Origin of the sequence: Rhizobium sp. ZPR4 (genome assembly GCF_040215725.1) — a bacterium.
Lineage (GTDB): Bacteria > Pseudomonadota > Alphaproteobacteria > Rhizobiales > Rhizobiaceae > Rhizobium > Rhizobium rhizogenes_D.
Genome location: NZ_CP157967.1, coordinates 341605 through 367681 on the forward strand (window position 1 = coordinate 341605; position 26077 = coordinate 367681).

The 26077-nt window shown below is 60.8% G+C and carries 24 protein-coding genes and 1 pseudogene; 11 read left to right on the forward strand and 14 right to left on the reverse strand.

Annotated features, from left to right (window positions below):
- Window positions 1-4: 4 nt before the first annotated feature.
- Complete coding sequence (locus tag ABOK31_RS01660) at window positions 5-1603, forward strand: ABC-F family ATP-binding cassette domain-containing protein (RefSeq protein ID WP_349957536.1); 1599 nt, start codon at window positions 5-7, stop codon at window positions 1601-1603.
- A 7-nt stretch (window positions 1604-1610) separates the two neighbouring features.
- Here ABOK31_RS01660 and ABOK31_RS01665 read toward each other — a convergent pair whose 3' ends face one another.
- Window positions 1611-2489, reverse strand: coding sequence for an aldo/keto reductase family oxidoreductase (locus ABOK31_RS01665; RefSeq protein ID WP_349957537.1), 879 nt, complete (start codon window positions 2487-2489; stop codon window positions 1611-1613).
- A gap of 342 nt (window positions 2490-2831) precedes the next feature.
- On the opposite strand from ABOK31_RS01665, the gene ABOK31_RS01670 reads away from it, so the two are divergent.
- Window positions 2832-3806 (forward strand): alpha/beta hydrolase, encoded by a 975-nt coding sequence (locus ABOK31_RS01670; RefSeq protein WP_349957538.1) that lies wholly within the window; start codon window positions 2832-2834, stop codon window positions 3804-3806.
- A 60-nt stretch (window positions 3807-3866) separates the two neighbouring features.
- Here ABOK31_RS01670 and ABOK31_RS01675 read toward each other — a convergent pair whose 3' ends face one another.
- Together ABOK31_RS01675 and ABOK31_RS01680 are read right to left on the reverse strand one after the other, a co-directional pair.
- Window positions 3867-4736, reverse strand: coding sequence for a DUF937 domain-containing protein (locus ABOK31_RS01675; RefSeq protein ID WP_349957539.1), 870 nt, complete (start codon window positions 4734-4736; stop codon window positions 3867-3869).
- 134 nt (window positions 4737-4870) lie between these two features.
- Window positions 4871-6244 (reverse strand): glutamate--cysteine ligase, encoded by a 1374-nt coding sequence (locus ABOK31_RS01680; protein ID WP_349957540.1) that lies wholly within the window; start codon window positions 6242-6244, stop codon window positions 4871-4873.
- A gap of 242 nt (window positions 6245-6486) precedes the next feature.
- Here ABOK31_RS01680 and ABOK31_RS01685 point away from each other — a divergent pair, with 242 nt between their 5' ends.
- Window positions 6487-7101, forward strand: coding sequence for a LysE family translocator (locus ABOK31_RS01685; RefSeq protein WP_174179280.1), 615 nt, complete (start codon window positions 6487-6489; stop codon window positions 7099-7101).
- A gap of 4 nt (window positions 7102-7105) precedes the next feature.
- Here the strand turns inward: ABOK31_RS01685 and ABOK31_RS01690 are convergent, their stop codons facing one another.
- The 3 genes from ABOK31_RS01690 to ABOK31_RS01700 form a co-directional block, all read right to left on the reverse strand.
- Window positions 7106-7843 (reverse strand): 16S rRNA (uracil(1498)-N(3))-methyltransferase, encoded by a 738-nt coding sequence (locus ABOK31_RS01690; RefSeq protein ID WP_349957541.1) that lies wholly within the window; start codon window positions 7841-7843, stop codon window positions 7106-7108.
- Window positions 7844-7914: 71 nt separating this feature from the next.
- Window positions 7915-9450 (reverse strand): inorganic phosphate transporter, encoded by a 1536-nt coding sequence (locus tag ABOK31_RS01695; RefSeq protein WP_174179276.1) that lies wholly within the window; start codon window positions 9448-9450, stop codon window positions 7915-7917.
- Window positions 9451-9546: 96 nt separating this feature from the next.
- Entirely contained in the window at window positions 9547-10044 is a 498-nt protein-coding gene (locus ABOK31_RS01700) for an NUDIX hydrolase (RefSeq protein ID WP_174179274.1), read from the reverse strand.
- Window positions 10045-10307: 263 nt separating this feature from the next.
- On the opposite strand from ABOK31_RS01700, the gene ABOK31_RS01705 reads away from it, so the two are divergent.
- Window positions 10308-11216, forward strand: a complete 909-nt coding sequence (locus ABOK31_RS01705; protein ID WP_174179272.1) for a LysR substrate-binding domain-containing protein — start codon at window positions 10308-10310, stop codon at window positions 11214-11216.
- A gap of 126 nt (window positions 11217-11342) precedes the next feature.
- Window positions 11343-12506: pseudogene (locus tag ABOK31_RS01710) on the forward strand (adenosylhomocysteinase).
- Between the two features lie 103 nt (window positions 12507-12609).
- On the opposite strand, the gene ABOK31_RS01715 reads toward ABOK31_RS01710, so the two are convergent.
- Together ABOK31_RS01715 and ABOK31_RS01720 are read right to left on the reverse strand one after the other, a co-directional pair.
- The gene (locus tag ABOK31_RS01715) at window positions 12610-13173 is read right to left on the reverse strand and encodes an O-acetyl-ADP-ribose deacetylase (RefSeq protein WP_349957542.1); all 564 of its coding nucleotides are present in this window, start codon (window positions 13171-13173) and stop codon (window positions 12610-12612) included.
- Between the two features lie 29 nt (window positions 13174-13202).
- Complete coding sequence (locus tag ABOK31_RS01720) at window positions 13203-14099, reverse strand: LysR family transcriptional regulator (protein WP_174179266.1); 897 nt, start codon at window positions 14097-14099, stop codon at window positions 13203-13205.
- A 121-nt stretch (window positions 14100-14220) separates the two neighbouring features.
- On the opposite strand from ABOK31_RS01720, the gene ABOK31_RS01725 reads away from it, so the two are divergent.
- The 3 genes from ABOK31_RS01725 to glcF are packed head-to-tail and all read left to right on the forward strand — an operon-like array spanning window position 14221 to window position 18189.
- Window positions 14221-15660 carry an FAD-linked oxidase C-terminal domain-containing protein gene (locus ABOK31_RS01725; RefSeq protein ID WP_349957544.1) on the forward strand — a complete coding sequence of 480 codons (1440 nt, stop codon included), beginning with the start codon at window positions 14221-14223 and terminating at the stop codon, window positions 15658-15660.
- Window positions 15657-16856: a glycolate oxidase subunit GlcE gene (gene glcE, locus ABOK31_RS01730; protein WP_349957546.1), complete on the forward strand. Its 1200-nt coding sequence runs from the start codon at window positions 15657-15659 to the stop codon at window positions 16854-16856. The genes ABOK31_RS01725 and glcE overlap by 4 nt, the downstream gene beginning before the upstream one ends.
- A gap of 13 nt (window positions 16857-16869) precedes the next feature.
- Entirely contained in the window at window positions 16870-18189 is a 1320-nt protein-coding gene (gene glcF, locus ABOK31_RS01735; protein WP_349957547.1) for a glycolate oxidase subunit GlcF, read from the forward strand.
- Window positions 18190-18286: 97 nt separating this feature from the next.
- Here the strand turns inward: glcF and ABOK31_RS01740 are convergent, their stop codons facing one another.
- The 4 genes from ABOK31_RS01740 to ABOK31_RS01755 form a co-directional block, all read right to left on the reverse strand.
- On the reverse strand, window positions 18287-18634 hold the full coding sequence (locus ABOK31_RS01740; protein ID WP_174179258.1) for a hypothetical protein: 348 nt from the start codon (window positions 18632-18634) through the stop codon (window positions 18287-18289).
- A gap of 77 nt (window positions 18635-18711) precedes the next feature.
- Complete coding sequence (locus ABOK31_RS01745; RefSeq protein WP_174179257.1) at window positions 18712-19383, reverse strand: porin family protein; 672 nt, start codon at window positions 19381-19383, stop codon at window positions 18712-18714.
- Window positions 19384-19696: 313 nt separating this feature from the next.
- A complete protein-coding gene (locus tag ABOK31_RS01750; RefSeq protein WP_234910325.1) occupies window positions 19697-20395 on the reverse strand; it encodes a L,D-transpeptidase family protein in 699 nt (232 codons plus the stop codon).
- Between the two features lie 217 nt (window positions 20396-20612).
- Window positions 20613-21395, reverse strand: a complete 783-nt coding sequence (locus ABOK31_RS01755; protein WP_174179255.1) for a L,D-transpeptidase — start codon at window positions 21393-21395, stop codon at window positions 20613-20615.
- Between the two features lie 302 nt (window positions 21396-21697).
- On the opposite strand from ABOK31_RS01755, the gene ABOK31_RS01760 reads away from it, so the two are divergent.
- A complete protein-coding gene (locus ABOK31_RS01760) occupies window positions 21698-22327 on the forward strand; it encodes a DNA-3-methyladenine glycosylase I (RefSeq protein ID WP_174179253.1) in 630 nt (209 codons plus the stop codon).
- Window positions 22306-22848 (forward strand): hypothetical protein, encoded by a 543-nt coding sequence (locus tag ABOK31_RS01765; RefSeq protein WP_349957548.1) that lies wholly within the window; start codon window positions 22306-22308, stop codon window positions 22846-22848. Before ABOK31_RS01760 ends, ABOK31_RS01765 begins: the two co-directional genes overlap by 22 nt.
- Before the next feature lie 3 nt (window positions 22849-22851).
- Here the strand turns inward: ABOK31_RS01765 and ABOK31_RS01770 are convergent, their stop codons facing one another.
- Entirely contained in the window at window positions 22852-23556 is a 705-nt protein-coding gene (locus tag ABOK31_RS01770; RefSeq protein WP_174179249.1) for an HAD family hydrolase, read from the reverse strand.
- 305 nt (window positions 23557-23861) lie between these two features.
- On the opposite strand from ABOK31_RS01770, the gene ABOK31_RS01775 reads away from it, so the two are divergent.
- The gene (locus tag ABOK31_RS01775; RefSeq protein WP_349957549.1) at window positions 23862-24914 is read left to right on the forward strand and encodes an aldo/keto reductase; all 1053 of its coding nucleotides are present in this window, start codon (window positions 23862-23864) and stop codon (window positions 24912-24914) included.
- Window positions 24915-24962: 48 nt separating this feature from the next.
- On the opposite strand, the gene ABOK31_RS01780 is transcribed toward ABOK31_RS01775, so the two are convergent.
- The gene (locus tag ABOK31_RS01780) at window positions 24963-25988 is read right to left on the reverse strand and encodes an NAD(P)-dependent alcohol dehydrogenase (protein ID WP_349959050.1); all 1026 of its coding nucleotides are present in this window, start codon (window positions 25986-25988) and stop codon (window positions 24963-24965) included.
- Between the last annotated feature and the right edge of the window lie 89 nt (window positions 25989-26077).

Consider the following 26077-nt stretch of genomic DNA (forward strand, 5'->3'; position numbering starts at 1 on the left):
GCTCATGCCCATATCCATCGTTCTCTCCAATCTTTCGTGGTCCACGCCTGACGGCCGGCCGCTTCTTTCCAATCTCGATCTGAGCTTTGGCGCCGAGCGCACCGGCCTTGTCGGACGAAACGGCGTCGGCAAGACGACGTTGATCAAGCTCGTCTCCGGTGAGTTGCAGCCGCACTCCGGCAGCATCTCCTTCAATGGCCGGTTGGGGATCTTGCGCCAAAGCGTGCAGGTCGAGGCGGACGAAACCGTTGCCGATCTCTTCGGCGCGGCCGAGGCCCTTGCGGTGTTGAAGCGTGCGGAAGCCGGCGAGGCGACCAATGACGAACTCGCCTCGGCCGACTGGACGCTTGAGGCACGCATCGCCGCAGCCCTTGATCGCGTCGGGCTCGATGTCACCCCGGAAACGCTTTTGGTAACTCTTTCCGGCGGACAGCGCACCCGCTGTGGTCTTGCCGCCCTCATCGTCGACGATCCCGATTTCCTGATCCTCGACGAACCCACCAACAATCTCGATCGCGACGGCCGCGCAGCTGTCATCGATCTGCTTGCGGGCTGGAGGGCAGGCGCCATCGTCATCAGCCACGACCGCGAGCTTCTCGACACCATGGACGCGATCGTCGAGCTGACATCGCTCGGCGCCTCGCGCTATGGCGGCAACTGGAGCCAATATCGCGATCGCAAGGCGCTGGAGCTTTCCGCAGCCGAGCATGATTTTGCCGAGGCGGAGAAGCGTGTCGCCGACGTGGAGAGAAGCGCCCAGGCAGCCGTCGAGCGGCAGGCGAGGCGGGACAAGGCAGGTCGGAAGATGGCGGCCAAGGGCGGTATCCCGCGCATCATGCTCGGCGGCTTGAAGGAGCGGGCCGAGATGACGAGCGCCGAGAATACGCGACTTGCCGAACGGCGTCGTGGCCAGGCCCTGCAGGATGCCGCCGCCGCCCGTGAAAAGATCGAGATCCTGCAGCCCCTGACCGTGAAGCTGCCGACATCGGGATTGCCGGCAAACAGGATCGTCCTGAGAATGGAAGGTGTCAGCGCCGGCTATGATCCCGAGCGGCCGATCTTTCATGACTTCGATTTCGTCATGACCGGGCCAGAGCGTGTTGCCGTCACTGGGCCGAACGGTTCAGGAAAGACAACGCTGCTGGCTTTGATTTCCGGCGCGCTGAAACCGTGGAACGGAACGATGCGGGTCGTCCATTCCGCCCTGCTGGACCAAAGGGTCAGTCTTCTCGACCCGTCGCTATCGATCCGTGATAATTTCCGCAGGATCAACCCGGCTGCGGACGAGAATGCCTGCCGCGCTGCTCTGGCCCGCTTCATGTTCAGGGCCGATGCCGCGCTGCAGGTCGTCTCGAGCCTCAGCGGCGGCCAGCTTCTGCGCGCCGGACTAGCCTGCGTGCTCGGCGGCTCGGTACCGCCATCGCTGCTGATCCTCGACGAACCGACCAACCACCTTGATCTCGATTCCATTTCCGCCGTCGAAGCGGGGCTGCGGGCTTACGACGGCGCGCTCCTGGTTGTCAGCCACGATGAGGTGTTTCTGGAGAATGTCGGGATAGCGCGGCGGCTCGAGCTGCCTGCTCGAGCCGCCTCGGATAGGTAAGGGCGCGTTAGGCGTGGCTGGCGCTGGCGATACGATCGAGTTCGGCGATGGCATCTTCCGGCAGTTTCAGCTCGGCTGCGGCGATATTCTGCTTGAGGTGGGCAAGCGACGAGGTGCCCGGGATGAGCAGGATATTCGGCGCACGATGCAGCAGCCAGGCGAGCGCCACCTGCATCGGCGTGGCTTCCAGACGCGTAGCGACATCGGAGAGCGCCGAGGATTGCAGCGGCGAGAAGCCGCCGAGCGGGAAGAAGGGTACATAGGCAATGCCATCGCTGACAAGTGCGTCGATCAGGGCGTCGTCTGCGCGATGAGCAAGATTATATTGGTTCTGCACGCAGACGATCTCTGTGATCTTGCGACCCTCGGCAATTTGATTGGCGGTGACGTTGCTGAGCCCGATGTGACGCACCAGGCCTTGCCGCTGGATATCGGCGAGGATTGTCAGTGGTGCTTCGATCGACCCTTCGGCCGGACCGTGCACGTCGAGCATGATACGGAGGTTGACGACGTCGAGCACATCCAGCCCCAGATTACGCAGATTGTCATGAACCGCCTGCGTCAGCTCTTCGCGCGAAAAGGCCGGCAGCCAGGAGGCATCCGCGCCGCGCCGCGCACCGATCTTGGTGACGATGACGAGATCGTCGCGATAGGGATGGAGCGCTTCCCGGATCAGCTGGTTGGTGACATGCGGACCGTAGAAATCGCTGGTGTCGATGTGGTCGACGCCCAAGGCGATGGCTTCACGCAGGACTGCGAGAGCAGTGCCGTGGTCCTTCGGCGGCCCGAACACGCCGGGGCCCGCGAGCTGCATGGCGCCGTAGCCCAGCCGTTTGACCTTGCGGTCCCCAAGGGTGAAGCTTCCGGATTGATCGATGCTGGACATGTCTATCTCCTTTTCAAGATGAAAGCAGAAATAGGCTCAGTCCCAGTGTATGATAACTGGGTTCAATGCGCACGGGTTGTGCGGAATTACGAACAATGGTCAGGAATTGAAAGGGACTGGAGCACTCCATTTTGCTCGGGTTCGCTATAGTTGCAAAGATGACCGCTGAAGCGCGGTTCAATACTACCTCCAACCAAATCACCAACCGGAACGATGGAAGCAGAAATCCGCTGAAAACGGTATCCTCATCCGATTCCGCGTTCAATGGACGCGTTCTAATATTTTGGATACCCATGAAAGCGATTTTTCGGTCTGCAACCAAGCAAAGGTGAAAATTGAAAAATGGATAGCGTTAAGACCGCTCTGCGCATGCTTTTGGCAGTAGCCGTGCCATTTATTCCGATCATCGCTGCCGCACAGTCAAAACCAGACAATGAAATGTTTGACCCGGCCAAGGTCATCGCCGGAATTCAAATAGATCATTCAACGTGCCTGGAAATGGAGGCTCGGCAGACGGGCATTTGGGTAACCGTCGACGGCCAAGGATATTGCCTCAGATATTATGCGGCTGGCCTCAATCAGAATGGCGAGAACCCGGTGGTCGCCGCATGGATGCCCGGTGATGTCATGGGCGGTCCGAAAGGTGTCGCTCATCAAAAGGGGATCGGCGTCGCCAGCATGATTGCACAGTCGAAGTCGCTATCCGACCGCTATGGTGTGCCTTGGATATTCCTCGCCCGGCCGGGTACTTACGGCAGCGCAGGCAAGCATTACACGATCAGACACACGCCTCTAGAAGCGAAGTTGATGGCCGCTCAGATCGACGCGTTGAAAGCCCGCTATCACATTGGCAACTGGGCGTTAGCAGGGCACAGCGGGGGAGGCACACTTGCCGCGGAGTTTCTTGCGCGACGTAATGATCTTCAATGTGTCGTTCTATCCTCCGCCGCTGCCGCGTACCGGGAACGACTGAAGGAGCGAGGGTTCAAAAACCGATTGAAAACAGAGGTGTTTTTCGATCCAATCGATGCGCTGGATCAAATCCCCAAACAGCCCGATCGTCGGATATTCGTGCTCGCAGATCCGCGCGAGACAAACATTCCCTTTCCGACCCAAAAGCTCTATTTCGACCAGCTAAAGTCACGCGGACACACAGCATGGATGCTGGCGCTAAGAAAGGCGACGCCCCCCAAATATCACAGCCTTGTAGACTTCGGCGAGGCCGCTACCGGAATGTGCGCCAACGGGACCGGCACAAATGCAATACTCAAGACGTTGCAGGAAATGCCTCCACAATCAAATCGGATCACGAATTGATCAGCCGAAGCAGCATGTGGCCATGACCCCGAATTAAAATGGATGTGCTCTTGCCGACCGTCACCCCTTTTTCGGTGCTGGCTTGTCCTCGCTCTTCAAATAACTGTCGAAGATCGCTTCCATGTTCTTCTGATAGGTCTTCTGCACTTCGAGACCGCTGTCGAACATGGCGTTGAACATCTCGGTATAGGCAGCCATATCGACGCCGGCGGTGGGCTTCGCCTTCGGCTCTTCCTTCGGCGGTTCGGCCGGCATCGGGAAGTTGCGCATCATGTCCTGAAAAGCCTTTGCGAAGGGATTGTCGAGGAACGGGTTCGTTGGCGCCGGCTTCTCGCGTTTGATGGCATCGGCGCCGAACATCAACTCCATCGCCTGGGTGAAGGGATTGTCGAAGATGCTCGCCTGCGGCGTCGGCTGCTGCTTCGGGGCAAAGCCGATGCTCTGCAGCCAGCCCTGCATCATCTCGCCCATATCGGTGTTGAGGAAAGGATTGGCCATCTGTGAGATCTGGCCGCTGGTTTCCTTGAACAGGCCGCCCATCAGCGTATCGGCCATGGCGGGCAGCATGCGCTTGTAGATTTCCTGGCCGATGCCGGTCATTTGCGCCGCCTGCGCCGCGATCGCGCGCGAGACGTCCTTGGAGCCGAACAGCCGTCCGAGCACAGCGTTACCGTCGGCAATGCCTTCGGGCGTGAAAGCCTTGGTCATATCCTCGAAATATTTGGCGTAATTGCCGGACGAGATATCCTGCATCACCCCGACGAAATTATAGGGATCGGTCGCGCTGCGTTTGAAGCCGGAGGAGAATGCCGGCATCAGCGCGGCCATCGCCTTCGTCGCCTGCTCCTGCGCAAGATTGAACTGCCTGGCCATGGCCTCCGTGGCGGCGCCATTCTGTGCCTGCATCATCATGTCGAAGAGTGGCAGCATCGAAGTCCCTTTCCCCGCTATGAGGCCGCTTCGGAATCAGGCGGCGCTTTGTGTTGATACTATAGCGGAAAAAAGAGAGCGCATACCGGTTTCTGCCGCCGCAGTATCAGGTTTCGGCGGCAGGCCGTTCGCTATCAGTATTGATATTCCTCGAAGATCGGCTCGATAGACTGGTTCCAGCGGCCGTTATAGAGCATCAGCAGATCATCTGCGAGCGTGCCCTTCTTGGCGAGCACCTCGTCGAGCGGCGCGAGGAAGACGGTTTCGTCCTGCCCGTCGCCATTCAGGCGACCGCGGTTCTTCAGGCCAAGCCGGGAAATGCCGATCACTTCGCGCGCCACATCCATGAGGCCGTGGCCCTTGATCGATGCCTTTAGGCCCTCAACCGGCACGACGTCACGCAGAGCATTGACCTCGTCGAAGCTCCAGTTCTTGGTCAGCTCGTCGGCCGCCGTCAGCGCCTCATCGTCATAGAGCAGGCCGACCCAGAAGGCCGGCAGCGCACAGATGCGGCGCCAGGGGCCGCCGTCCGCGCCGCGCATTTCGAGGAAACGCTTGAGGCGGACATCGGGGAACAGCGTCGAGAGATGGTTCGTCCAGTCACCCATCGTCGGTTCCCAATCGGCGATTTCGCCCTTCAGCGCGCCGTCCATGAACTGGCGGAAGGTGACATGCGTACAGTCGTGATAGCGGCCGTCGCGAACGACGAAATACATGGGAACGTCGAGTGCCCACTTCACATAGTCTTCAAAGCCGAAGTCGTCGCGGAAGGTGAAATCGAGCAGGCCGCCACGGCGGTTGTCCGTATCTTTCCAGATTTCGCCGCGCCAGGAGGAAAGCCCGTTCGGCTTGCCATCGGTGAAGGGAGAGGAGGCGAAGAGCGCCGTTGCCAGCGACTGCAGCTTCATCGACACGCGCATCTTGCGGCGCATGTCCGCTTCCGACGAGAAGTCGAGGTTCACCTGGATCGTGCAGGTGCGGTACATCATGTCGAGACCCTTGGTGCCGACTTTCGGCATGTAGCGGGTCATGATCTCGTAGCGCGATTTCGGCATGCGCGGCGTCTCGGCAAGCGTCCACTTCGGGCTGCCGCCGACGCCGAGGAAGCGGATGCCCATCGGCTCGGCGATCTCGCGCACCGTTGCCAGGTGGTTGTTCGATTCCTTGCAGGTCTGGTGGATGGTTTCGAGTGGCGCGCCGGAGAGTTCGAACTGGCCGCCCGGCTCGATCGAGATCGCGCCCATGCCGGAGGGTTCGCCGAGGCCGATGATGTTGTCGCCATCCATGATCGGGTCCCAGCCGCTCTTCTTCTGCAGCCCCGTGAGGAGCGCGGAAATGCTGGCCTCGCCGAAATAGGGAACCGGGCTATTGTCGGCGCGGAAGAACACGAATTTCTCGTGCTCGGTGCCGATGCGGAATTTCTCCTTCGGCTTGTTGCCGGCCGCCAGATAGGCCGTCATTTCCGAGACCGAGGAGAGCGGAGTCTGGTCGGTGGTATCGCGCGCCATGGTATTACCTTAGATCTCGGAGGAGAACCCGCGCCAGCCGCAGGTCAATAGGAGGGTGATTGACGCGGATTGAGGTACGGTGCAAGTGAATTTCTTTCAAGGGTCGTTCAAAAAAATAGGATTTTATGTCTCGCAAGTGCATCACAGCCGTGCAAGTCACCGCCATATTTGCACAAGCGTTCAAGACGTCTCGCTATTCACGCCGATAGTTTGCTTCCACTGATATCAAGCGGAGCATATCGATGAACGGTCCGAATGCCCTTTACTATTCCATACTGACGCTGCTGCTGGCTTCGCTGGTCATCATGGGAAGCCCAGGTCCATCCACGATCAGTGCGACGGCAATGGGCGCGGCTTATGGCTTCCGGCGATCGCTTGCCTATGTCTCCGGCCTCATCGCAGGCACCGTGGCGGTCCTGCTGGCGGTGGCGGCTGGCATCGTTGCAATCCTGCTGTCAGTGCCGCACGGCGCCTTGGTGCTGACCGTGGTCTCCGCCGTCTATATCCTCTATCTCGCCTTCAAGATCGCCACGGCGCCGCCGCTATCTCGTCGTGACGATCAGCTTGCGGCTCCGGCTTTCTCCGGCGGTTTCCTGCTCGCCGTCGCCAATCCCAAGGCCTATCTGGCGATTGCAGCCGTCTTTGCCGGCGTCAGCCTGTTTCAGGACCAGAGACTGCTCGACGCTACCGTAAAGGTCGTGCTGCTCACGGCGATGATCGTCGCCATCCATATGGTCTGGCTTCTCGTTGGTGCTTCCCTATCCCGTTTCCTTCAAGATCCGAAGATCTCGCGGATCGTCAACATCTCGCTGGCGATCCTCCTGATCGTGGCAACCGTCGTCGCCGTATTGGAGTGAAGGCTCAGTTCCAGTCGCCGATCGCGGCCTGGATCACCGCCATGGCGGCCACAGCCGCCGTGTCGGCACGCAGGATGCGTGGGCCGAGCGGAATGGCGGTGACGAAATCGAGGCTGCGCAGCAGCGCGCGCTCCTCCTCGGAAAAGCCGCCCTCGGGGCCGACGAGCAGCGCCAGATGTTTCTCCTTCACCTGTGTCAGCAGCGGCAGCGGATTCTGGCCGGCATCGCCCTCGTCGCAATAGATGATGCGCCGCTCGCGCGGCCAGCGGGCGAGCAGATCGGCGAGCTTCACGGGTTCGGCGACATCGGGAATGCCGAGAATGCCGCATTGCTCCGCCGCCTCGATGACATTGGCCTTGACCTTGTCGAGGTTGGTGATCTTGCCCTGCACATGCTGGGTCATGACCGGCTGCAATAGACCTGCGCCCATTTCGACGGCCTTCTGCACGAGGTAGTCGAGGCGCCCAACCTTTAAGGGCGCGAAGAGATAATGCAGATCGGACGGGGCAGGCTGGGGCCGCGTTTCCTCGATCGGTGTCAGCAGAATGCGCTTGCGGGAGGGGAAGGAGACGCCGACTTTCCACTCGCCGTCACGGCCGTTGAAGACAAGAAGCTCGGCACCATCCTCCATGCGCAGCACGTTGGCGAGATAGTTGAACTGATCCTGGTCGACCTCGATGGCGATACCGGCCTTGATGTCTGACGTCACGTACAGCCGTTGCATGCGGAAATTGGCGCGCATGGATTACCCCCGGAATTATTTGGAACAATAAGATGGAGCGGCTCGAAGATCCGGCGAGAAGCCGAACCGCCCTAAATGAAGAGCGCGACCATAACCCAATATACGACGGCGGCAAGCAGGGCAGCGACCGGCACGGTGATCGCCCATGCGGCGATGATGGTCATGAAATGCGAGCGGCGCACGAGTCGGCGACGATGAACCTCGTCGGGATTGCGCTCATCCGTGGCCTCCGGCTCGTGCCAGGGAATACCGGCCGCTTCAGCCCGCTTGCGCATATAGGCGAAACGCCGCCTGGAGCGGCTGGTTGACCACTCGCGGAAGAAGCCGACCCCGAAAACCGCGCCGACGGCGATATGGGTCGAGCTCACCGGAAAGCCGAACCAGGCGGCGACGATGACGGTGAGTGCAGCAGAGACCGCCACGCAATAGGCTCGCATCGGATTGAGCTTGGTGATCTGTTCGCCAAGCAGGCGGATCAGGCGCGGTCCGTAGAGCAGAACGCCGACGGAAATCCCGCAGCCGCCGATCATGACGACCCAGAACGGGGCTTTCTGAGTGGTCGTCTCGGCCAGCACGTTAAGCGAGCCGCCAAGTCCGATATCGCGCACGATCGCGGCCAGCGGCCCGATGGCGTTGGCGACGTCGTTAGCGCCATGTGCGAAGGACATCAGGGCTGCGGAACAGATCAGCGGCAATCGGAAAAGTTTGCGTAACGAGCTGTTCTTGTTTTCCAGCCCGACCGATTGCGCCGCTACCAGCGGCCGCGCGCCGAGCCAGGCGATGATGCCGACTCCCATGCCGATCGCAAGATTGAGGATATTGGGTATCACGCCTTTGGGTTCGAGCTGAACCACGAGATAACCTGAGAAAGCACCGGCCATGAGCCCGATCAGGATGGGAATCCAGTATTTGGCGGCGGCGATCTTGTCATCGCGATAAATGATGCATGTCTCGATGAAGTAGAGGATGCCGGCGGCGATTGTGCCGCCGAGAAACGGCGTTATTACCCAGCCTGCGGAGATGGCCGCCAGTACATTCCAGTTCACGAGTTCCGGGCCGACGGCGGCTGCACCTGCGCCAACGACGGCTCCAACGATCGTATGCGTCGTCGAAACGGGAGCCTTCCGCCAGGTGGCGAAATTGATCCAGAGCGCTGCGGCAAGCAGGGCCGCCATCATCAGCCAGGCAAGCTTGCCGATGCTGATGATGCGGTTGGTATCGACGATATGCGTCGAAATCGTGTTGATGACTGGGCCGCCGGCGATCGTCGCGCCGAGGATCTCGAAGATGGCAGCCATGACGAGGGCCTGCGTCATGGTGATCGCACGTGCGCCGACGGCGGCACCGACATTGTTGGCGACGTCCTTGGCGCCGATGTTCATGGCCATATAACCGGCAAGTGCGACGGCGGCGAAGATCAGCGTTGCGCTTGGCTGGTCCAGCACGTAGATGCCGGCGAAGACCATGGCGAGACCGAGGAAGATCAGCCCGATGCCCGGCGCCACCAGACGCCTCGTGACATGATGGGTCGCGTCCTCGACATAGGTGAATTTGTCGAGGTCCTTGTCGAGCGTCCTTTTTACAGGTGTGGCCGGTCGGTCGGGCATGCAATTCTCTGGATCAAAACTCTCGTATTGCGCTGCCCGATAAGGCACGCAATATCCACCACGCATACTGGCACAGTTTTTTGTGAGTAATGTGGCTTACTTTGCCTGCGAAACCGCCGGAACGGCCGTCATCCGTCGCGCGAAGGCGAGAATGAGATCGTGCAGCTCCGGTTCGCGAACGCGTTCGGCGGCTTCCTCGCAGGAGACCCACTCCATGGAGCGCTCGCCCTTTTCCTTGAAGTTCTTGACGAGTTCGCTGACTTCGAGGGCGTAGACCTGCACCCGGCATGGCACCTGAATGCCGTCCTTCAGCACCTTGTCGTAGCCGAACGAGCCGAGCGGCTCGGTTTCCACCACGCCGCGCACGCCCGCTTCTTCATACGCTTCGCGGGCAGCGACTTCATGGGAGAGCTTGCCGGGCATCGGCCATCCCTTTGGAATGACCCAGCGGCCGGTGTCGCGGCTGGTCAGCAACAACATCTCAAGATGACCGGTCTTCTTTTTAACCCGATAACAAAGCGCAGCATATTGTTGTCGCGGCGGACGCCGAAACATGAGTTGCACATCATTTGCTATGCGGCTGAGAAAGGCCAATTGTCGGTTCACCTTTGAGAGTTGGAGTGAAGGCTGGAATCTATATTATCATGGTGTGGAAAAAATTTGCGCGCCATATAAGGCTATATGGTATTTCCCCACAAAATTATTGAGTGTTGCGTAGATAAAAATGCAAAGATTTGCCTTCTGATATTCGCCAGCGATTGTGTTGAAAACGACATTCAACAGCATTTTCGTGCCGCAGATGGCGCAATTGCTTGGATGTGGCCGCTATCGTTTTGGAAAGAAAGAAAAAACTTATTATGTCCGGACGCATCCCGCCTCGACGCCTGCCGCCCTTGAACGCGCTGCGTGCCTTCGACGCGGTTGCGCGCTGCGGCAGCATCCTGAAGGCAGCCGATGAGCTTGGCGTCGTGCGCGGGGCAGTCAGGCAGCAGCTTAATCTGCTGGAGGCTCATTTTGGCGTACCTCTGTTCGATCGGCAGAACGGCAGGCTGGTGCTGACGGTGAAGGGCAGGGCATTTGCCGATTCGGTCGGCGTTGCCTTCGGCATCCTGACGCGGGCCTCCGTCGAACTTTCCGTTGGCGGCCGGCGGTCGATCCGGCTCGGTGTTCCCTCGGCCTTTGCCGTCTGGTGGCTGATGCCGCGTGTCGCCGCACTGCAGGCGGCCCTTCAGGATATCGATATCGACATCGTGCCGATGGCGACGGTGGAGCCGCTTGCCAAGCGTGCCGATCTGGAAGCGGTCATCATGGGCGGTGAATATAGGCCGATGCGCGATATCACGGCTATCCGCTTCATGGAGGATGAGTTCGGGCCGGTTGCCACCTCCGATGTTGTCGATCGTCTCGGGCTTGCCAATGGCGTTTCCACGCTTGCCGGAGCCGTTGCCCTTGCGAGCCGCTCCGCTCCCAGCCTGTGGGAGGATTGGTTTGCCGAAAGTGGCTATGCGCCCGTCGGCTTTGCCGGCAATCGCGAATTCGAGGACCTGCTGCTTGCGATCGGTGCCGCCCGCTCTGGCCTCGGGGTCGCCATCGCGCCACGCACCGCCATCGGCGAGGATATCGATCGCGGTACTCTGGTCGCCCCCTTCGGCTTCATCCGCAGGCCGGCAGGCTACAGCCTCAGCATTCGCAGCAGCGATGTGAAGGACCCGGCGCTTGTCCGTCTGGCGGATTGGCTGAGTGGAGCCGGCGCCGAGCAGGCTTAGCGAAGTGCCCGCTCGATAGGATGCACATGGCAGATTTTCTGCCATGCAACGCATTGCAATGTCCATCGACACGCCCTTTGCCATCATGCCAGATCCTTGCATCGAACAAGCAGCCAGGAGTGCATTATGGACCAGTCTTCCTCTCTTTCCCGTATCGACTGGGTGGCGCGCAGCTGCCGGCTCCTGGCTGCAACGGCCGCGGAATTCCGCGACACGAGGCCCTTTGCTGGTCTCATCATCGGCACGGGCATTCATCTCGAGCCGAAAACGATCGCGCTGCTGATGACGCTACGGGCCGGCGGCGCCGATCTCGTCTGCACCGGCAATCTCAACAGCACCCAGCCTGAGACGGTGGACTATCTGCGCGGTCAAGGGATCAAGGTCTTTGCGACACAGACGCGGAATGCCGAGGAGCATGGCACGAGCCTCGATGCGATCCTGGCGGAAAAGCCGGACCTGCTGCTTGACAATGGCGGCGATCTCTTTGCCCGCGCGGCCGACAAGCCCTATGCCAACCTGCTCGGCGGCACCGAGGAAACCACGTCTGGCCGAACCCGTCTCATGCCGATGCGCGACAAGCTCAACATGCCGATCCTCGTCATCAACGACAGTCCGATCAAGCAATTCGCCGAAAACCGGCATGCCGTCGGGCAGAGCATGTTCGAGAGCTATCTGCGCTTCACCAACCGCTCCACCAACGGCAAGCGCGTCACCGTCTTCGGTTACGGCGCTTGCGGTAAGGGTACGGCGGCGTGTTTCCGCAACGCCTTTTCGGCCGTCAGCGTTGTCGACATCAATCCGGTCACCACGCTTGAAGCGCATCTCGACGGCTTTTCAACGCCGTTGCGTGACGCAGCGATCCGTTCCGCTGATGTCCTGGTCACCGTGACAGGCTATCCAGGCATCATCACCATTGCCGATCTGCCTTTGATCAAGGACGGCGCGATCCTGATGAATGGCGGCCATTTTCCACATGAAATCGATGTCGAGGGCTTCCGCAGCAGCCCCGATGTTATCGGCGTCGACCGTTATGAGGCAGAGCAGATCGAGACTCTCCGCATGCGCGATGGCCGCGTCTTTCACATTCTGGGCGGTGGGCACATGGCCAATCTGGCCGGTCCGCGTCCGCTGGGAAATACCGTCGAATCCATGGATCTCGGCTTTGCCTTGTAGGCGCGATGCCTGGAACGGGTCGCCAAGGGTGGCCTTGGGAAGGAAGCCTGCGTCATTCCCGTTCCCTCTGATATCGACGCTTTGGTCGCCTCCGCCTATCTCGACCTGGCGCGCTAGAGCAGTTCCAGGAAAAGTGCGTAGCGGTTTTCCGTCCGGAATTGCGTGAAAACAAAGAGATAGCGGTTCAGAGTTTCCGTGAGAAGCTGAACCGCGCTAAGCGTCAGGTTTCGGCCAACGCCTGCGGCAGCAACCGATCATAGAGCGCTGCCATCTCGGCGCCGAAGCAGCAGAACATGATCTCGTCAAAGGCGCCATCCTTGCTTTCGGTAAGGGTGGTACGAATCGCGATCCCTGCCGCCGGCTCGGCGGGAAAGCGGTAGATGCCTGTCGAAATGGCGGGAAAGGCGATGGTCTTCAGGCCGTGCTGCCGGGCAAGGCCAAGGCTGTTGCGATAGCAGCCGGCAAGCAGCTCCTCCTCGCCATGGTCGCCGCCATTCCAAACCGGGCCGACCGTATGGATCACATGCTTTGCCAGCAGGCGATATCCGCCCGTCATCTTTGCCTGCCCGGTCTTGCAGCCGTTCAACAGCCTGCATTCCGCGACGAGGTCCGGCCCGGCGGCGCGATGGATCGCGCCATCCACGCCACCGCCGCCGAGCAGGCTGCTGTTGGCGGCGTTGACGATGGCATCGACCGAGAGCTTGGTGATATCGCCGAGCGTCACGGTGAAGCGCGTCTTCGAGTTGGGGGCAAGATCGGAACGGATGGTTTCAGGCGCGGACATGATAGTCTCCTCGGGCCTCGAAAGAGCGCTCATCGCTCCCAATAGGGAACGGGGCCGTAAAGTTCCGCCAGAAAGTCGATGAAGACGCGAACTTTCGCCGGCAGGAACTGCCGGCTGGGGTAAACGGCCGACAGAGTGACATTGTGCGAGCCTTCATAGGCTGGCAGCACCTGCACGAGACGGCCGTCGCGCAATTCCCCACCGATATCCCAGGTGGAGCGCAGCGCAATGCCGAGACCGGCGATGACGGCTTCGCGCACGACCTCGCTGGAATTGGTAATGAGCCTGCCCTCGGGCCGGAAGATCAGGCTGCCTTTCGGTCCTTCCAACCGCCACGGATCGAGATTGTGCGCCGGCAGGCAGATATGCCGGCGTAGATCGTCGATATCCTGCGGCAGGCCATGGGTGTCGATATAGGCAGGCGAGGCGCAGAGCACGCGGCGCACCGGCGCGAGCCTGCGCGCGACAAGGCTTGAATCGGTCAGTTCGGCAATGCGGATGGCAAGATCGAAGCCGCCGCCGACGATATCGACGAATTCGTCGCTGAGCACGAGATTGAGCGCGAGTTCTGGATGGGCCTGCATGAAGGAGTTCAGATGCGGCGCGATATGCAGCCGGCCGAAGGAGGTCGGCGCGGAAATCTTCAGCGTGCCGTGCATCTGCGAGGAGCGCCCGGCAATGTAGGCTTCCGCTTCTTCCAGCCCGGCGAGGATGGCAAGCACGCGGTCATAAAACCCTTGTCCTGCCTCCGTCAGCGAAATCTGTCGCGTGGTACGCTGCAGGAGCCGAGTGCCGAGCCGGTCTTCCAGGCGCTTGATGCGCTTGGAAATGACGGCGGGCGAGAAACCGAGCGCGCGGCCGGTCAGGGACATGCTGCCGGTCGCGACGACGCTGGCGAAGATTTCGAGATCTCCTAAATTGGTCATGCAGAATTATTTCCTGTTTTGGAATAAGTGCTTATCATTTGCTCCAAACTTGGGAAAGCGCTAAGCCTGTAATGGGTTAAAAGGAGGCTGTATCCGCGAGGGGATGCAGGGGGAGGACGGCATGGCCGAGGCCATTTCATTTCTGGAGCCGCGTGCGGATGTTCTGGCCCGCCGCAGCGCGATCGTTGCCGATCTGACCGACCTTTTGCCGCCGGAATGTCTGATCCACGAGCAGCGTGAGCTCGTGCCCTTCGAAACCGATGCCTTCGTATCCTATCGCCGCCTGCCGCTCGCCGTCGCCCTGCCGCGCTCGACGGCGGAAGTTGCGGCCGTGATGAAATACTGCCATCGCTACGGCATTCCCGTCGTTCCGCGCGGCGCCGGCACATCGCTGTCCGGCGGTGCCATCCCGCAGGAGGATGCCGTCGTTCTCGGCCTCTCCAAGATGAACCGGATCCTCGATATCGATTATGCCAACCGCACCGCGACCGTTCAGGCAGGGGTGACGAACCTGCATGTTTCCGAAAGCGTTTCGGCCGACGGCTTCTTCTATGCGCCGGACCCGAGCTCGCAGCTTGCCTGCACCATCGGCGGCAATATCGGCATGAATTCCGGCGGCGCGCACTGTCTGAAATACGGCGTCACGACCAACAATCTGCTCGGCGTCAAGCTTGTCCTGACCGACGGCACCGTCATCGATCTGGGCGGTAAGGCGCTGGATGCGGCAGGCTATGATCTTCTCGGCCTCGTCTGCGGCTCGGAAGGCCAGCTCGGCATCGTCACCGAGGCGACGGTGCGGTTGCTTGCCAAGCCGGAGGGCGCCCGGCCGGTGCTCTTCGGTTTCGACAGTTCGGAGGAAGCGGGCGCCTGCGTCGCCGATGTCATTGCCGCCGGCATCGTACCCGTCGCCATCGAATTCATGGACAAGCCGGCGATCGAGATCTGCGAGGCCTTCGCCAAGGCCGGCTATCCGCTTGATGTCGAGGCTTTGCTGATCGTCGAGGTCGAGGGCTCGGAAGCGGAAATGGATGATATGCTAGCAAGCATCGTCGCAATCGCCCGCAATCACAAGGTCAAGACCGTGCGCGAATGCCAGTCGGCAACCGAGGCAGCCCTGATCTGGAAAGGCCGGAAATCCGCTTTCGGCGCCACCGGCCGCATCGCCGATTACATCTGCATGGACGGCACCGTACCGCTCAGCCAGCTCTCCTATGTGCTGAAGAAGACCGCTGAGATCATCGATAGCTATGGTCTGCGCGTCGCAAACGTCTTCCACGCCGGCGATGGCAATATGCACCCGCTGATCCTCTTCAACGCCAACGACCCTGAGGATGCCGCCAACGCAGAAGCGGCCGGCAATGATATCCTGCGGCTCTGCGTCGACGCTGGCGGCTGTCTCACCGGCGAGCACGGCGTCGGCATCGAGAAACGCGACCTGATGCGCCATCAATATGCCGATGTCGATCTCGCCCAGATGATGTCGGTTCGATCAGCCTTCGATCCCGGCTGGATACTCAACCCCTCCAAGGTCTTCCCGCTCGATGGACGCAACGCCGCATGACCGAGTTTCATCCAAGGACTGAGGAGGAAGCGGCCTCCATCATCAGTGATCATACGGTACGCGGTGCAGCTCTTGCGATCGTCGGCGGCAACACGCGGTCCGGCTTCGGCAATGCGGTCGCGTCCGATGCCGTTCTGTCATCGCGCGGCCTTGCCGGCATCGTCGCCTACAATCCGGGCGAGATGGTGATGACCGCCCGCGCCGGCACGCCGGTTGCCGAGATCGAAGCGGCCCTTGCCGAGAGCGGTCAGATGATGGCCTTCGAGCCGATGGACCACCGGCCGCTGATGGCAACGGAAGGCGAGCCGACGATCGGCGGCATTTTCGCAGCCAATGTCTCCGGTCCGCGCCGTTTCGTCAGCGGTGCGGCGCGCGACAGCCTGCTTGGCGTTCGCTTCGTCAATGGCCGGGGGGAGATCGTCAAAGCTGGCGGGCGGGTGATGAAGAACGTCACCGGCCTCGATCTGGTCAAGCTGATGGCCGGCTCGCACGGAACGCTCGGCCTGCTGACCGAGGTGACGTTCCGTGTGCCGCCGAAACCGAAGACGGAAGAGACGATCGTCGTTTCCGGCCTGAACGATGCGGAAGCTGCCAATGCAATGGCCGCAGCCATGGCCCTGCCGCTCGAAGTATCGGGTGCTGCCCATTTGCCGCTCACCGTCGCCTGGTCCTTTCTCGATGGCAAGCTGCCGCAAGGGGAGGCGACGGTGCTGCGCATCGAGGGTCTTCCGGGCTCCGTCGCAGCCAGGGGGGAGAAGCTCGCTGCCGCGATGGGCCGGCTCGGGTCGGTGAAACGCCTCGAAGAGGAAGATAGCCGCAGGCTCTGGCGCGACATCCGCAATGTGAAGCCCTATGCGGATGGCACTTCGCGTCCCGTCTGGCGGGTCTCGGTCGCGCCCGGTACGGGCCACCAGCTCGTTGCCGCCCTTCGCCTGGAGGAGGGCGTGGACGCCTATTACGATTGGCAAGGCGGGCTTGTCTGGATGCGCATGGAAGCCGAGCCGGAAGGCGACATGCTGCGACGCTACATCCACGCGCTCGGCGGCGGACACGCGACCTTGATGCGCGCCACACCGGCTCACCGCGCGATGACGGCTGCTTTCCAGCCGCAGCCGGAGGCCGTAGCGTTGCTTTCGGCGCGCGTGAAGGAAAAATTCGATCCGGCCGGGATTTTCAACCCCGGCAAAATGGCGTGACGGGGGCTGCCCGATGCAAACCAATTTCACTCCCGAACAGCTTGCCGATCCGCATGTGGCCGAGTCCGAGGCGATCCTGCGCAAATGCGTGCATTGCGGCTTCTGCACCGCCACCTGTCCGACCTATGTGACGCTCGGCAATGAGCTCGACAGCCCGCGCGGCCGCATCTACCTCATCAAGGATATGCTGGAAAATGGCCGGCCTGCCGATGCCGAGGTGGTGACGCATATCGACCGCTGTCTGTCCTGCCTTGCCTGCACGACGACCTGTCCGTCCGGCGTCGATTACATGCATCTGATCGACCATGCGCGCGTCCATGTCGAGAACACCTACAAGCGTCCGCTGATGGACCGGCTGACCCGCAACGTGCTGGCTGCCGTGCTGCCCTATCCCGGCCGTTTCCGGCTGGCCTTGCAGCTTGCAAACCTCGGCCGGCCGTTCAAGGGTCTGTTGAGACGCGTTCCGGCCTTGAAGGCTTTCGCCGCCATGCTCGATCTTGCGCCGCGCAGCATTCCCGCGCCGTCGCCCTTTGCCAAGCCGGGGGTGCACGCACCGCAGGCGGAGCGGCGCGGTCGCGTCGCGATCTTGACTGGCTGCGCCCAGCCGGTGCTCGATCCGGAAATCAATGCGGCGACCATCCGCCTTTTGACCCGCCTCGGCGTCGAGGTCGTGGCGCCGGAAGGCGAGGTTTGCTGCGGCTCGCTGGTCCACCATATGGGCCGCGAGGAGCAGGCGCTTGCCGCCGCCCGCGCCAATGTCGATGTCTGGATGCGTGAGATCGAAGCAGGTGGGCTCGATGCCATTATCATCACGGCGTCGGGCTGCGGCACGACGATCAAGGATTACGGGCATATGCTACGCCTCGATCCGGCCTATGCCGAAAAGGCGGCGAGGGTTTCAGCACTCGCAAGGGACATCACCGAGTATCTCGCAAGCCTCGACCTTCCCTCGCATATGCCGCGCGGCATTGCTGTCGCCTATCATTCCGCCTGCTCCATGCAGCATGGGCAGAAGATCACCATGGCGCCGAAGCTCTTGTTGAAGGCGGCCGGCTTCACCGTGCGGGAGCCGGCGGAAGGGCATTTGTGCTGCGGCTCTGCTGGCACCTACAACATCATGCAGCCGGAGATTTCGGCCGAGCTGAAGGCGCGCAAGGTGCGGAATCTCGAAGCGACGAGGGCCGATATCATCGCCACAGGCAATATCGGCTGCATCACGCAGATCGCCACGGGAACGGGCATTCCCATCCTTCATACGGTGGAATTGCTGGATTGGGCCTATGGCGGGGATATGCCGGCCAAGCTGAAGGGCCTGCAGCCAGCGGCAGCCTAAAGCAATTCCGGGAAAATGCATAGCGGTTTTCCGCCTGGAATTGCGTAAAAACAAAAGGATAGAGCGTTTTCGCGATTCGAAGAAAGACTCGGCAGTCCTAATGCAGCCTGTCCGGGGCGGGCAGGCGGTGCGCCTGCCATTCAACCTCGAATTTGTCGGCGGCGATGCGCGTCATGCTGATGCGCTCCTGGCCTTCTTCGAAGAAGATGCCGTCCACCAGTCCGGCGATACCGTCGTAAAACGAGCCTTCCACTAGGCTGGTCAGGTGTTGAATCTCACGTCCGCGCAGGGAAATATCGGCAACCGACATACAATGTCGGCGGCCATCGGCAAATACGTCGATGAGCCGTGGAACATCGCCACCGACATCGACTTCATAATAGACGATGACCGGCTCCTCGCTTTCCGGATGAATCCAGTCGCAACGATAGTAGAAGAAGCTCATGTGCCTGATGATAGCACACAATCCCCCAAGCCTGTACCGGTTTGGGGGATCGATTGCGAATACCGGGCGAATGATCTTCAGAAGTTGAACGAGACGCCGAAGTTGAGCGCGTGCGTGAAGACCCTGGTCTTCAGGGTGTCGCCGCTGTCGATCGAGACATTGTCGATGAAGTTGTAGTTGCCCTTGTATTCGACGAAGGTCGACCAGTGCTTGGCGAACTGATAGCTGACGCCGGCCTGCGCCTGCAGCGAAGCACCGCCGAACTGGTAGTCGAAAGTCGTGCCCGAGGCGCGCGTGACTTCGACGTGCGGCACGTTGATGCCGGCGCCGAGACCGACATAGGGCGTCCAGTTGCGGCTGGGGTCCTGGAAACGATAGAGCGCATTCAGCGTCAGCATGTTCAGGCCGTCGGTGAACTCGAAATGCGACCAGCCGGGCGTGTTGCCGAGATCGCCGTAGACCTTCGCATGGGTATAATCGAGCGACACGCCCCAGTTCGGCTTGTCGAACTGGTCAAGCCACCAGATGCCGCGGAAGCCGAAATAGGGCGGCATCTTGAAGGATTTGCCGGACCAGTTGGGGTCGAAATCAGCGCCATCCGATGTGGTCACATTGCTGCCTGTTGCAGCCTGTATGCCGCCGTAAGCGGAAAATTGCATCTCTGCGGAGGCAGAGCTTGCGGCAAATATGAATGCGGAAGTCGCAAGCGCGGCGAGCGCCGGCTGCTTGATGCGAAATGCACGATGCATATGAAATCCCCGGATGCGAAAGTGCTGCCATCTAAGCGTGCTTCCATGACACTTCTATTGCAGTCATGGGTGAACAAGCACGGCTTAGGCGGGAAAACTGACGCTAAACTGAAGGGAATGGGCCGTTTTGCGGCACGCCGGCGCGATAAGTTTCAGGCTGTAACACTGGCGCAACAGTAGCTCAGCCAGGCCTGGAGAAAGATGACACCTCGCAAGCGAAACGGGCGCCCCTGACCTGCATGATCGGTGTCATGCCATGGTCTGGAACGCCCGTGAGTCGGTGTTCGAATCAGGGGTAGGAACTACCCCCCGATCAGCCGCCGAACAGGGTTCTCAGTACATCGACGCCGCGATCCTGATAGCTGACTTCGCCCTGCTTGTTGCCGGGGCCGACGACGATGACCTTGGTGCCGACGGGAACACGATCATAGAGATCGATCACGTCCTTGTTCATCATGCGAATGCAGCCCGACGACATGTTGAGGCCGATGCTCCAGGGCTGGTTGGTGCCGTGGATGCGGAAGGCGGTATCGTTGCCGTTGCGATAGAGATACATGGCGCGCGCGCCGAGCGGATTGTCCTCGCCGCCCTCCTGGTAGGCAGGCAGCTTGTGGCCCTTCTTGGCTTCACGGACGATCATTTCCGGCGGCGGCGTCCAGCCCGGCCACTCCGCCTTGCGGCCGACCTTGACGACACCCGACCAGCCAAAGCCGTCGCGGCCGACGCCGATACCATAGCGTCTTGCGCGATTATCGCCTTCGACGAGGTAGAGATACTTGTTGTTGGTGTCGATAATGATGGTGCCCGGCTCCTCGTTCGTCGCCAGCCGCACCATGCGCCGCTGGAATTGCGGCTTCACCTGGCCCTGCGGCTCCATCGCGACCTGGACAACATCGGCGCGGCTAGCAGGCGCCGCATAGGGTGCGGAGGCGGTAAAGGCCGCTGCGTTCGATGCTGCAAGAAGACACGCCGCAACGACACCTGTCGTCACGATCGACAATGCTGCTTTCATAATGGCATTCCCCTCGTTGAATTCGGTAGGAAACTACCGGAACCGACGAAGGGATCAAGATCAAAATGCCAGATGAGGAGGCTGGCCTGGAAGAACACCCCTCTCTTCTGTCGAGGATCAGACTATAGTCTGAACTATAGTGGGGGCTTTCCAGCGCGGCGAAGACTGCCCCTTCGATAGGACAGTATCGCCGCACAGGTCCCGAGGTCGTTCGAGACTACATGACGGTGACGCGGGTGCCGACTTTCACGCGGTTGTAAAGATCGATGACGTCTTCGTTGCGAAGGCGGATGCAGCCTGAGGAGACGGCATTGCCGATTGTCCAGGGTGCGTTGGTGCCGTGGATGCGATAGAGCGTGGAGCCGAGATACATGGCGCGTGCGCCGAGCGGATTGCCTTCGCCGCCTTCCATATGTGCCGGCAGATAGTGGCCCTTGGCCGCTTCGCGGGAGATCATTTCGGCGGGCGGCGTCCAGTCCGGCCATTCCTGCTTGCGGGTCACGGTATGGGCGCCGGCCCATTCGAAGCCGGGCTTGCCAACGCCGACGCCGTAGCGCCGGGCCTTGCCGCCATCCATCACCAGATAGAGAAAGCGGTTATTGGTATCGATGATGATGCTGCCGGGCTTTTCCTTGGTCTGGTAGTCGACGATCTGCGGCAGGAATTGCGGATCGATCTGGCCGCGGACCGCCGGATATTGCGGGCGGGTCATGGCGACCTGCTGCACGGCCGGGCGCGCAAACAGCCCGCGCGGCTGCACGACCTGGCGTACCTGCGGATTGGCCTGCTGCTGCATCGTGGGATCGGCGGCGCGGCGGGCCATCGGGCGAGGATAGACCACCGGCTGCACGTTGCCGCCGCCAAGCTGCATCACCCAGGGGGCGGTCAGATCGGGACTGACGATGACGGGCGGGCGCGACTGATAACGATCGTCGGCAAAGGCGGTGGAGGCAAGCAGGCTCAGGGCGCCGGCGGCACACAGAACGGCATGTTTCATCATCGGACAAACTCTCTACACATGGGCCGAAGATAGGCGCGAAAGCACCCGGTCGAAATCATGGTGCCACTTGCACGCGAGCGAATGGTAAACATCTATTCATCAAAATGCCGCGAAGCCGATAAAGCTTTGTCAGGGTTACCGCCTGGTTTGGAAAGATGGTTTGCAAGTGGTAAATCATGAATCGGAATGCGCGGTCGTCGAAGTCAGCCTATGAATTTAAGCATTTGATTGATCTCAATTTATCCGATAGTTGCATACCGGTTTCCGGTAGCGCGCGCTGAAATAGGGGACGAATCGCGAAAATGACCGAAACGGGCATCATCACCGGCGAAGACGGCAAGGACCGCTGCTTCTGGCACGGCAATCTGCCGGAATATCAGCGCTATCACGACGAGGAATGGGGCCGCCCGGTCGTCAACGACATCAGGCTCTTCGAGAAGATCTGCCTGGAAGGCTTCCAGTCGGGCCTTTCCTGGCTGACGATCCTGCGCAAGCGAGAGAACTTCCGCGCCGCTTTTGCCGGCTTCGATTTCGAGAAGGTCGCCAGGTTCGATGATGCCGATATCGAGCGCTGCCTTGCCGATGCCGGCATCATCCGTCACCGCGGCAAGATCGTCTCCACCATCAACAATGCCCGCCGCGCCATCGAGTTGCGTGACGAATTCGGCTCGCTCGCCCGCTATTTCTGGAGCCATGAGCCGGGTGCTGCCGAGCGCCCCGAGCTTTTCGACCTTGCCCATCTCCGGGCCAATCCGACGACGCCCGCTTCCGTGCGGATCTCGAAGGATTTGAAGAAACGTGGCTGGACCTTTGTCGGTCCAACCACAGTTTATGCCTTCATGCAGGCTATGGGTCTCGTCAACGATCACATCGAAGGCTGCTATTGCCGGAAAGAGGTGGAGGCGATGCGATGCGCATTGGTGCGGCCGTGAGAGCTCCGCTTTTCGGTCTTTCGCTGACGATATTTGCGCTGTTAGGTGCCGCAGCCGCCTATGCTCAAAGCGACACCCAGCAACAGCAGCTGCCGCAGCTCGATCGCGGCGAAAAGCTTGAAAAAATCGCCTTGCCGGCCGTCCTCGAGAAGCTGACTGGCTGGACGAAATTCGGCAAGGGCAAGGTCTATATGCTGCCACTGAAGAAGGGCCAGCATGTGCGGATCACCTTTAGCTCAAAGAGCAAATACGCCTATATGGCGATCTTCGACCTCTCGTCGAGCGAGGATGAATCCTTCTTCGGCACGGACGAAGATGGCAATACCGCCGACGTCACCGTCAATGAGGATACGACCTGGCTGATAAAGCCTTATTATTCGCGCGTCACCCGTCGGCGCGGCCTCGGGGCACCTTACGAAATCCTCATCGATCCCAATCCGCCGGCCACGCAGCAGCCTGCCGACCAGCAGAAGGATCAAGGCCCGATGCTGTTTCCGCCACGTTCGAAACAGGGACAGTAAGGGTTACAGCAACGCTTCGATCACGCCATGCAGCTCGCCGAGATGGCCGATCTTGCGGAAGCGTGGCGCTTCGGTCGGCTCCTCCACATGCTCGAACGACCATGTAAGCTCGTGCGGCACGAAGACACCGTAGCTGCCGGCGGCAAGCGCCGGCACGATGTCCGATTTCAGCGAATTGCCGATCATCATCGCCCGCTCAGGCCCGTCGCCCACCTTGGAAAAGATGCGGCGATAGGTCGACGCGTTCTTGTCCGAGACGATTTCGACGGCATCGAAAAGGTCGCCGAGCCCGGATTGCGCAAGCTTGCGTTCCTGATCGAAAAGATCGCCCTTGGTAATCAGCACCAGCAGATATTTTCCCGACAGGGCCTCCAGCGTCTGGCGCACATGCGGCAGGGTTTCGACGGGATGGGCGAGAAGATCACGGCCGATATCGAGAATCTGCGCAATGACATTCGATGGCACTTCACCCTCGGTGATCTCGATGGCCGTCTCGATCATCGAGAGGGTAAAGCCTTTTATGCCGAAGCCGTAGTGGCGAAGATTGCGCTTCTCTGCCTCCAATAGACGTGCGGAGATGACGTCGCTTGCGGCATGATCGGCGAGAAGGTCGGTAAACTGCAGCTCCGTCAGCCGGTAGAACTGTTCGTTCTGCCAGAGCGTGTCATCGGCATCGAAGCCGATCGTGGTCAAAGGGCGTTGCGTCATCGGTATGTCCGTTCTGCGCATGATATGAAGGCTGGAGTCTAATCCGCGCCCGGTCGGACGCAAGAGCAAGTGCTGGTAACCGCATCGTGATCGATCCGAGGTCTCGCGTTGAAATCGGTTTCCGGTGCATTATGTGCTTGTTGTCTCGATCGCTGCGGTGCCAGAGCCCGGCCTCGACGACTGTCTTATGACCTCCCCAGGGCAGCGCCGATAGCGGCTGCCATGCCGAGGCCAATCTATAGCTAAAAGATAAGCATTCACCGGCCGGAAGTGTCTTCCGGCTGACCACAAGGGAATTTTCTCCTATGCGTTACAACCAACTCGGCAATACCGGTCTGTTCGTGTCAGAGCTTTGCCTGGGCACGATGACCTTCGGTGAGGCCAATCCCGGCAACAGCCTCTGGGGTTCGATCGCCGACGTCGATCAGGCATTGGCAGACAAGATCGTCGAAGGCTCGCTGGCCGCCGGCGTCAACTTCATCGACACCGCCGATGTGTATTCCTTCGGCAACTCCGAAAAGCTGCTCGGTCAGGCCCTGAAAAACCTCGAGGTTCCCCGCAAGGACGTCGTCATCGCCACCAAGGTCTACGGCGTCATGGGCGACAAGCCGAACGACCGCGGCGCTTCGCGCGGCCACATCATGGACTCGGTGCAGGCAAGCCTTGACCGTCTGCAGACCGATCACATCGATCTCTATCAGATCCATGCCACGGATACGGTGACCCCGATCGATGAGACGTTGCGGGCGTTGGACGATCTCGTTTCGCGTGGCCTGGTCCGCTATGTCGGCGTATCCAACTGGCAGGCCTGGCGCATCGCTAAGGCGCTCGGCATTTCCGAACGCCGCGGTTTTGCCCGCTTCGAGACGGTGCAGGCCTATTATTCCATCGCCGGCCGCGATCTGGAGCGCGAGATCGTGCCGCTGATGTCGGAAGAAAAGCTTGGGCTGATGGTCTGGTCGCCGCTGGCGGGTGGTCTGCTTTCGGGCAAATATGGTCCGGGTGCTCCCGGCAATGGCGAGGGACGACGTGCGAGCTTCGATTTTCCGCCCGTTGACAAGGACCGCGCCTGGGCCTGCGTCGCCGCCATGCGCGAAGTGGCGGAGAAGCATGGCTCCAGCGTCGCCACGGTGGCGCTTGCCTGGATATTGGCGAAGCCCTTTGTCACCAGCATCATCATCGGTGCCAAGCGTCTCGATCAGCTCGATCAGAATCTGGCCGCCGTCAAGCTGAAGCTCGATGCCGGCGATATCGCAAAGCTCGACGAAGTCAGCGCGCTTGCGCCCGAATATCCCGGCTGGATGCTTGCACGCCAGGGCGCCCAGCGCGTGCCGCAGCCGTTCGAGCCGAAGGCTTGATATCTTGCAGAGGCCGGGCCGCTGCCATCCGCTGCGGCCCGGCTGGTATCAAAGCTCGATGACGATCTTGCCGAAGGGGCCGCGATCGAGATGATCGAAGGCGGCCGGTACCTCCCCGAGCGCATAGCGATGATCGATGACGGGCTTCAGGCCGATGCTGTCGACCGCACGCACGAAGTCTTCGAGCGAGCGGCGATGGCCGACGCCGATGCCCTGCACGGTGGGGGACTTCAGCAGCAACGGTGCCGCTGGACCGGAGATGTCAAAACCCTCAAGGACGCCGATGACGGAAATCCGGCCGTGAGGCGCCACCGCCTTCAGCGATTGGCCGAAGTTCGGCCCGCCGGCGATTTCGATGATATGGTCGACGCCCTGATCGTTGGTGAGGCGATAGACTTCTTCCACCCAATCGCTTTTGTTTCGGTCGATCCCGTGGTGGGCGCCGAGAGCCTTTGCCCGTGCGAGCTTCTCCGGCCCCGATGAGGTCACGAAGACCTCGGCGCCCTGAGCGGCGGCGATCTGCAGGCCGAACAGCGCCACGCCGCCGGTTCCCTGCACCAGCACACTGTCGCCGGGCTTGATCTTGCCGCGTTCCACCAGCGCGAACCATGCCGTCAGGCCAGCGCAGGGCAAAGTGCTTGCCTCGGCATAATCGAGGCTCTGAGGCGCCGAGACGAGCCAGCCTTCCGGCATGGCGATATATTCCGAGAGCACGCCGGGATAGAAGCCGCCGAGCGTCTTGTAGGGAGGTGTGCGGGCATCGCCGAGCGGCTTGCCGTCGATCCAGCCGGGATGGAAGGTGGAAATGACCCGATCGCCCACGGCAAATCTGGTCACGTCGTCTCCCACCGCTTCGATCACGCCTGCCATATCGGACGCCGGCACGAAGGGAAATTGCAGCGGCAGGCCCATGCCGGTCTCGCGCACGAGCTTGTCGCGGTAGTTCAGCGAAACGGCTTTGACCCGCACAAGCACTTCGCCGCGCGCGGGCTTAGGTACCGCCGTCTCCGTGAGGTTCAAGGGAGCGCCGATGGCGACCGTATCGAGAGTCCAGCGCTTCATGGTCTTGGTCATCATGATCTCCTGAGAGGAATTGGAAGCAATGGACGGAGCATATCGTTGCTTTTCATTCGCCAGTGGCGATATTATTTCTGCTAACTGGT

What these genes read in the sequence shown, in the direction of transcription:
- glcF (WP_349957547.1), top strand. Translation starts at nt 16,870, where the DNA reads ATGCAAACCAATTTCACTCCCGAACAGCTTGCCGATCCGCATGTGGCC.
- ABOK31_RS01705 (WP_174179272.1), top strand. Translation starts at nt 10,308, where the DNA reads ATGTCCGGACGCATCCCGCCTCGACGCCTGCCGCCCTTGAACGCGCTG.
- ABOK31_RS01725 (WP_349957544.1), top strand. Translation starts at nt 14,221, where the DNA reads ATGGCCGAGGCCATTTCATTTCTGGAGCCGCGTGCGGATGTTCTGGCC.
- ABOK31_RS01745 (WP_174179257.1), bottom strand. Translation starts at nt 19,383, where the DNA reads ATGCATCGTGCATTTCGCATCAAGCAGCCGGCGCTCGCCGCGCTTGCG.
- ABOK31_RS01740 (WP_174179258.1), bottom strand. Translation starts at nt 18,634, where the DNA reads ATGAGCTTCTTCTACTATCGTTGCGACTGGATTCATCCGGAAAGCGAG.
- ABOK31_RS01670 (WP_349957538.1), top strand. Translation starts at nt 2,832, where the DNA reads ATGGATAGCGTTAAGACCGCTCTGCGCATGCTTTTGGCAGTAGCCGTG.
- ABOK31_RS01755 (WP_174179255.1), bottom strand. Translation starts at nt 21,395, where the DNA reads ATGATGAAACATGCCGTTCTGTGTGCCGCCGGCGCCCTGAGCCTGCTT.
- ABOK31_RS01770 (WP_174179249.1), bottom strand. Translation starts at nt 23,556, where the DNA reads ATGACGCAACGCCCTTTGACCACGATCGGCTTCGATGCCGATGACACG.
- ABOK31_RS01715 (WP_349957542.1), bottom strand. Translation starts at nt 13,173, where the DNA reads ATGTCCGCGCCTGAAACCATCCGTTCCGATCTTGCCCCCAACTCGAAG.
- ABOK31_RS01660 (WP_349957536.1), top strand. Translation starts at nt 5, where the DNA reads ATGCCCATATCCATCGTTCTCTCCAATCTTTCGTGGTCCACGCCTGAC.
- ABOK31_RS01765 (WP_349957548.1), top strand. Translation starts at nt 22,306, where the DNA reads ATGCGCATTGGTGCGGCCGTGAGAGCTCCGCTTTTCGGTCTTTCGCTG.
- glcE (WP_349957546.1), top strand. Translation starts at nt 15,657, where the DNA reads ATGACCGAGTTTCATCCAAGGACTGAGGAGGAAGCGGCCTCCATCATC.
- ABOK31_RS01750 (WP_234910325.1), bottom strand. Translation starts at nt 20,395, where the DNA reads ATGAAAGCAGCATTGTCGATCGTGACGACAGGTGTCGTTGCGGCGTGT.
- ABOK31_RS01685 (WP_174179280.1), top strand. Translation starts at nt 6,487, where the DNA reads ATGAACGGTCCGAATGCCCTTTACTATTCCATACTGACGCTGCTGCTG.
- ABOK31_RS01665 (WP_349957537.1), bottom strand. Translation starts at nt 2,489, where the DNA reads ATGTCCAGCATCGATCAATCCGGAAGCTTCACCCTTGGGGACCGCAAG.
- ABOK31_RS01760 (WP_174179253.1), top strand. Translation starts at nt 21,698, where the DNA reads ATGACCGAAACGGGCATCATCACCGGCGAAGACGGCAAGGACCGCTGC.
- ABOK31_RS01775 (WP_349957549.1), top strand. Translation starts at nt 23,862, where the DNA reads ATGCGTTACAACCAACTCGGCAATACCGGTCTGTTCGTGTCAGAGCTT.
- ABOK31_RS01720 (WP_174179266.1), bottom strand. Translation starts at nt 14,099, where the DNA reads ATGACCAATTTAGGAGATCTCGAAATCTTCGCCAGCGTCGTCGCGACC.
- ABOK31_RS01695 (WP_174179276.1), bottom strand. Translation starts at nt 9,450, where the DNA reads ATGCCCGACCGACCGGCCACACCTGTAAAAAGGACGCTCGACAAGGAC.
- ABOK31_RS01780 (WP_349959050.1), bottom strand. Translation starts at nt 25,988, where the DNA reads ATGACCAAGACCATGAAGCGCTGGACTCTCGATACGGTCGCCATCGGC.
- ABOK31_RS01680 (WP_349957540.1), bottom strand. Translation starts at nt 6,244, where the DNA reads ATGGCGCGCGATACCACCGACCAGACTCCGCTCTCCTCGGTCTCGGAA.
- ABOK31_RS01675 (WP_349957539.1), bottom strand. Translation starts at nt 4,736, where the DNA reads ATGCTGCCACTCTTCGACATGATGATGCAGGCACAGAATGGCGCCGCC.
- ABOK31_RS01690 (WP_349957541.1), bottom strand. Translation starts at nt 7,843, where the DNA reads ATGCGCGCCAATTTCCGCATGCAACGGCTGTACGTGACGTCAGACATC.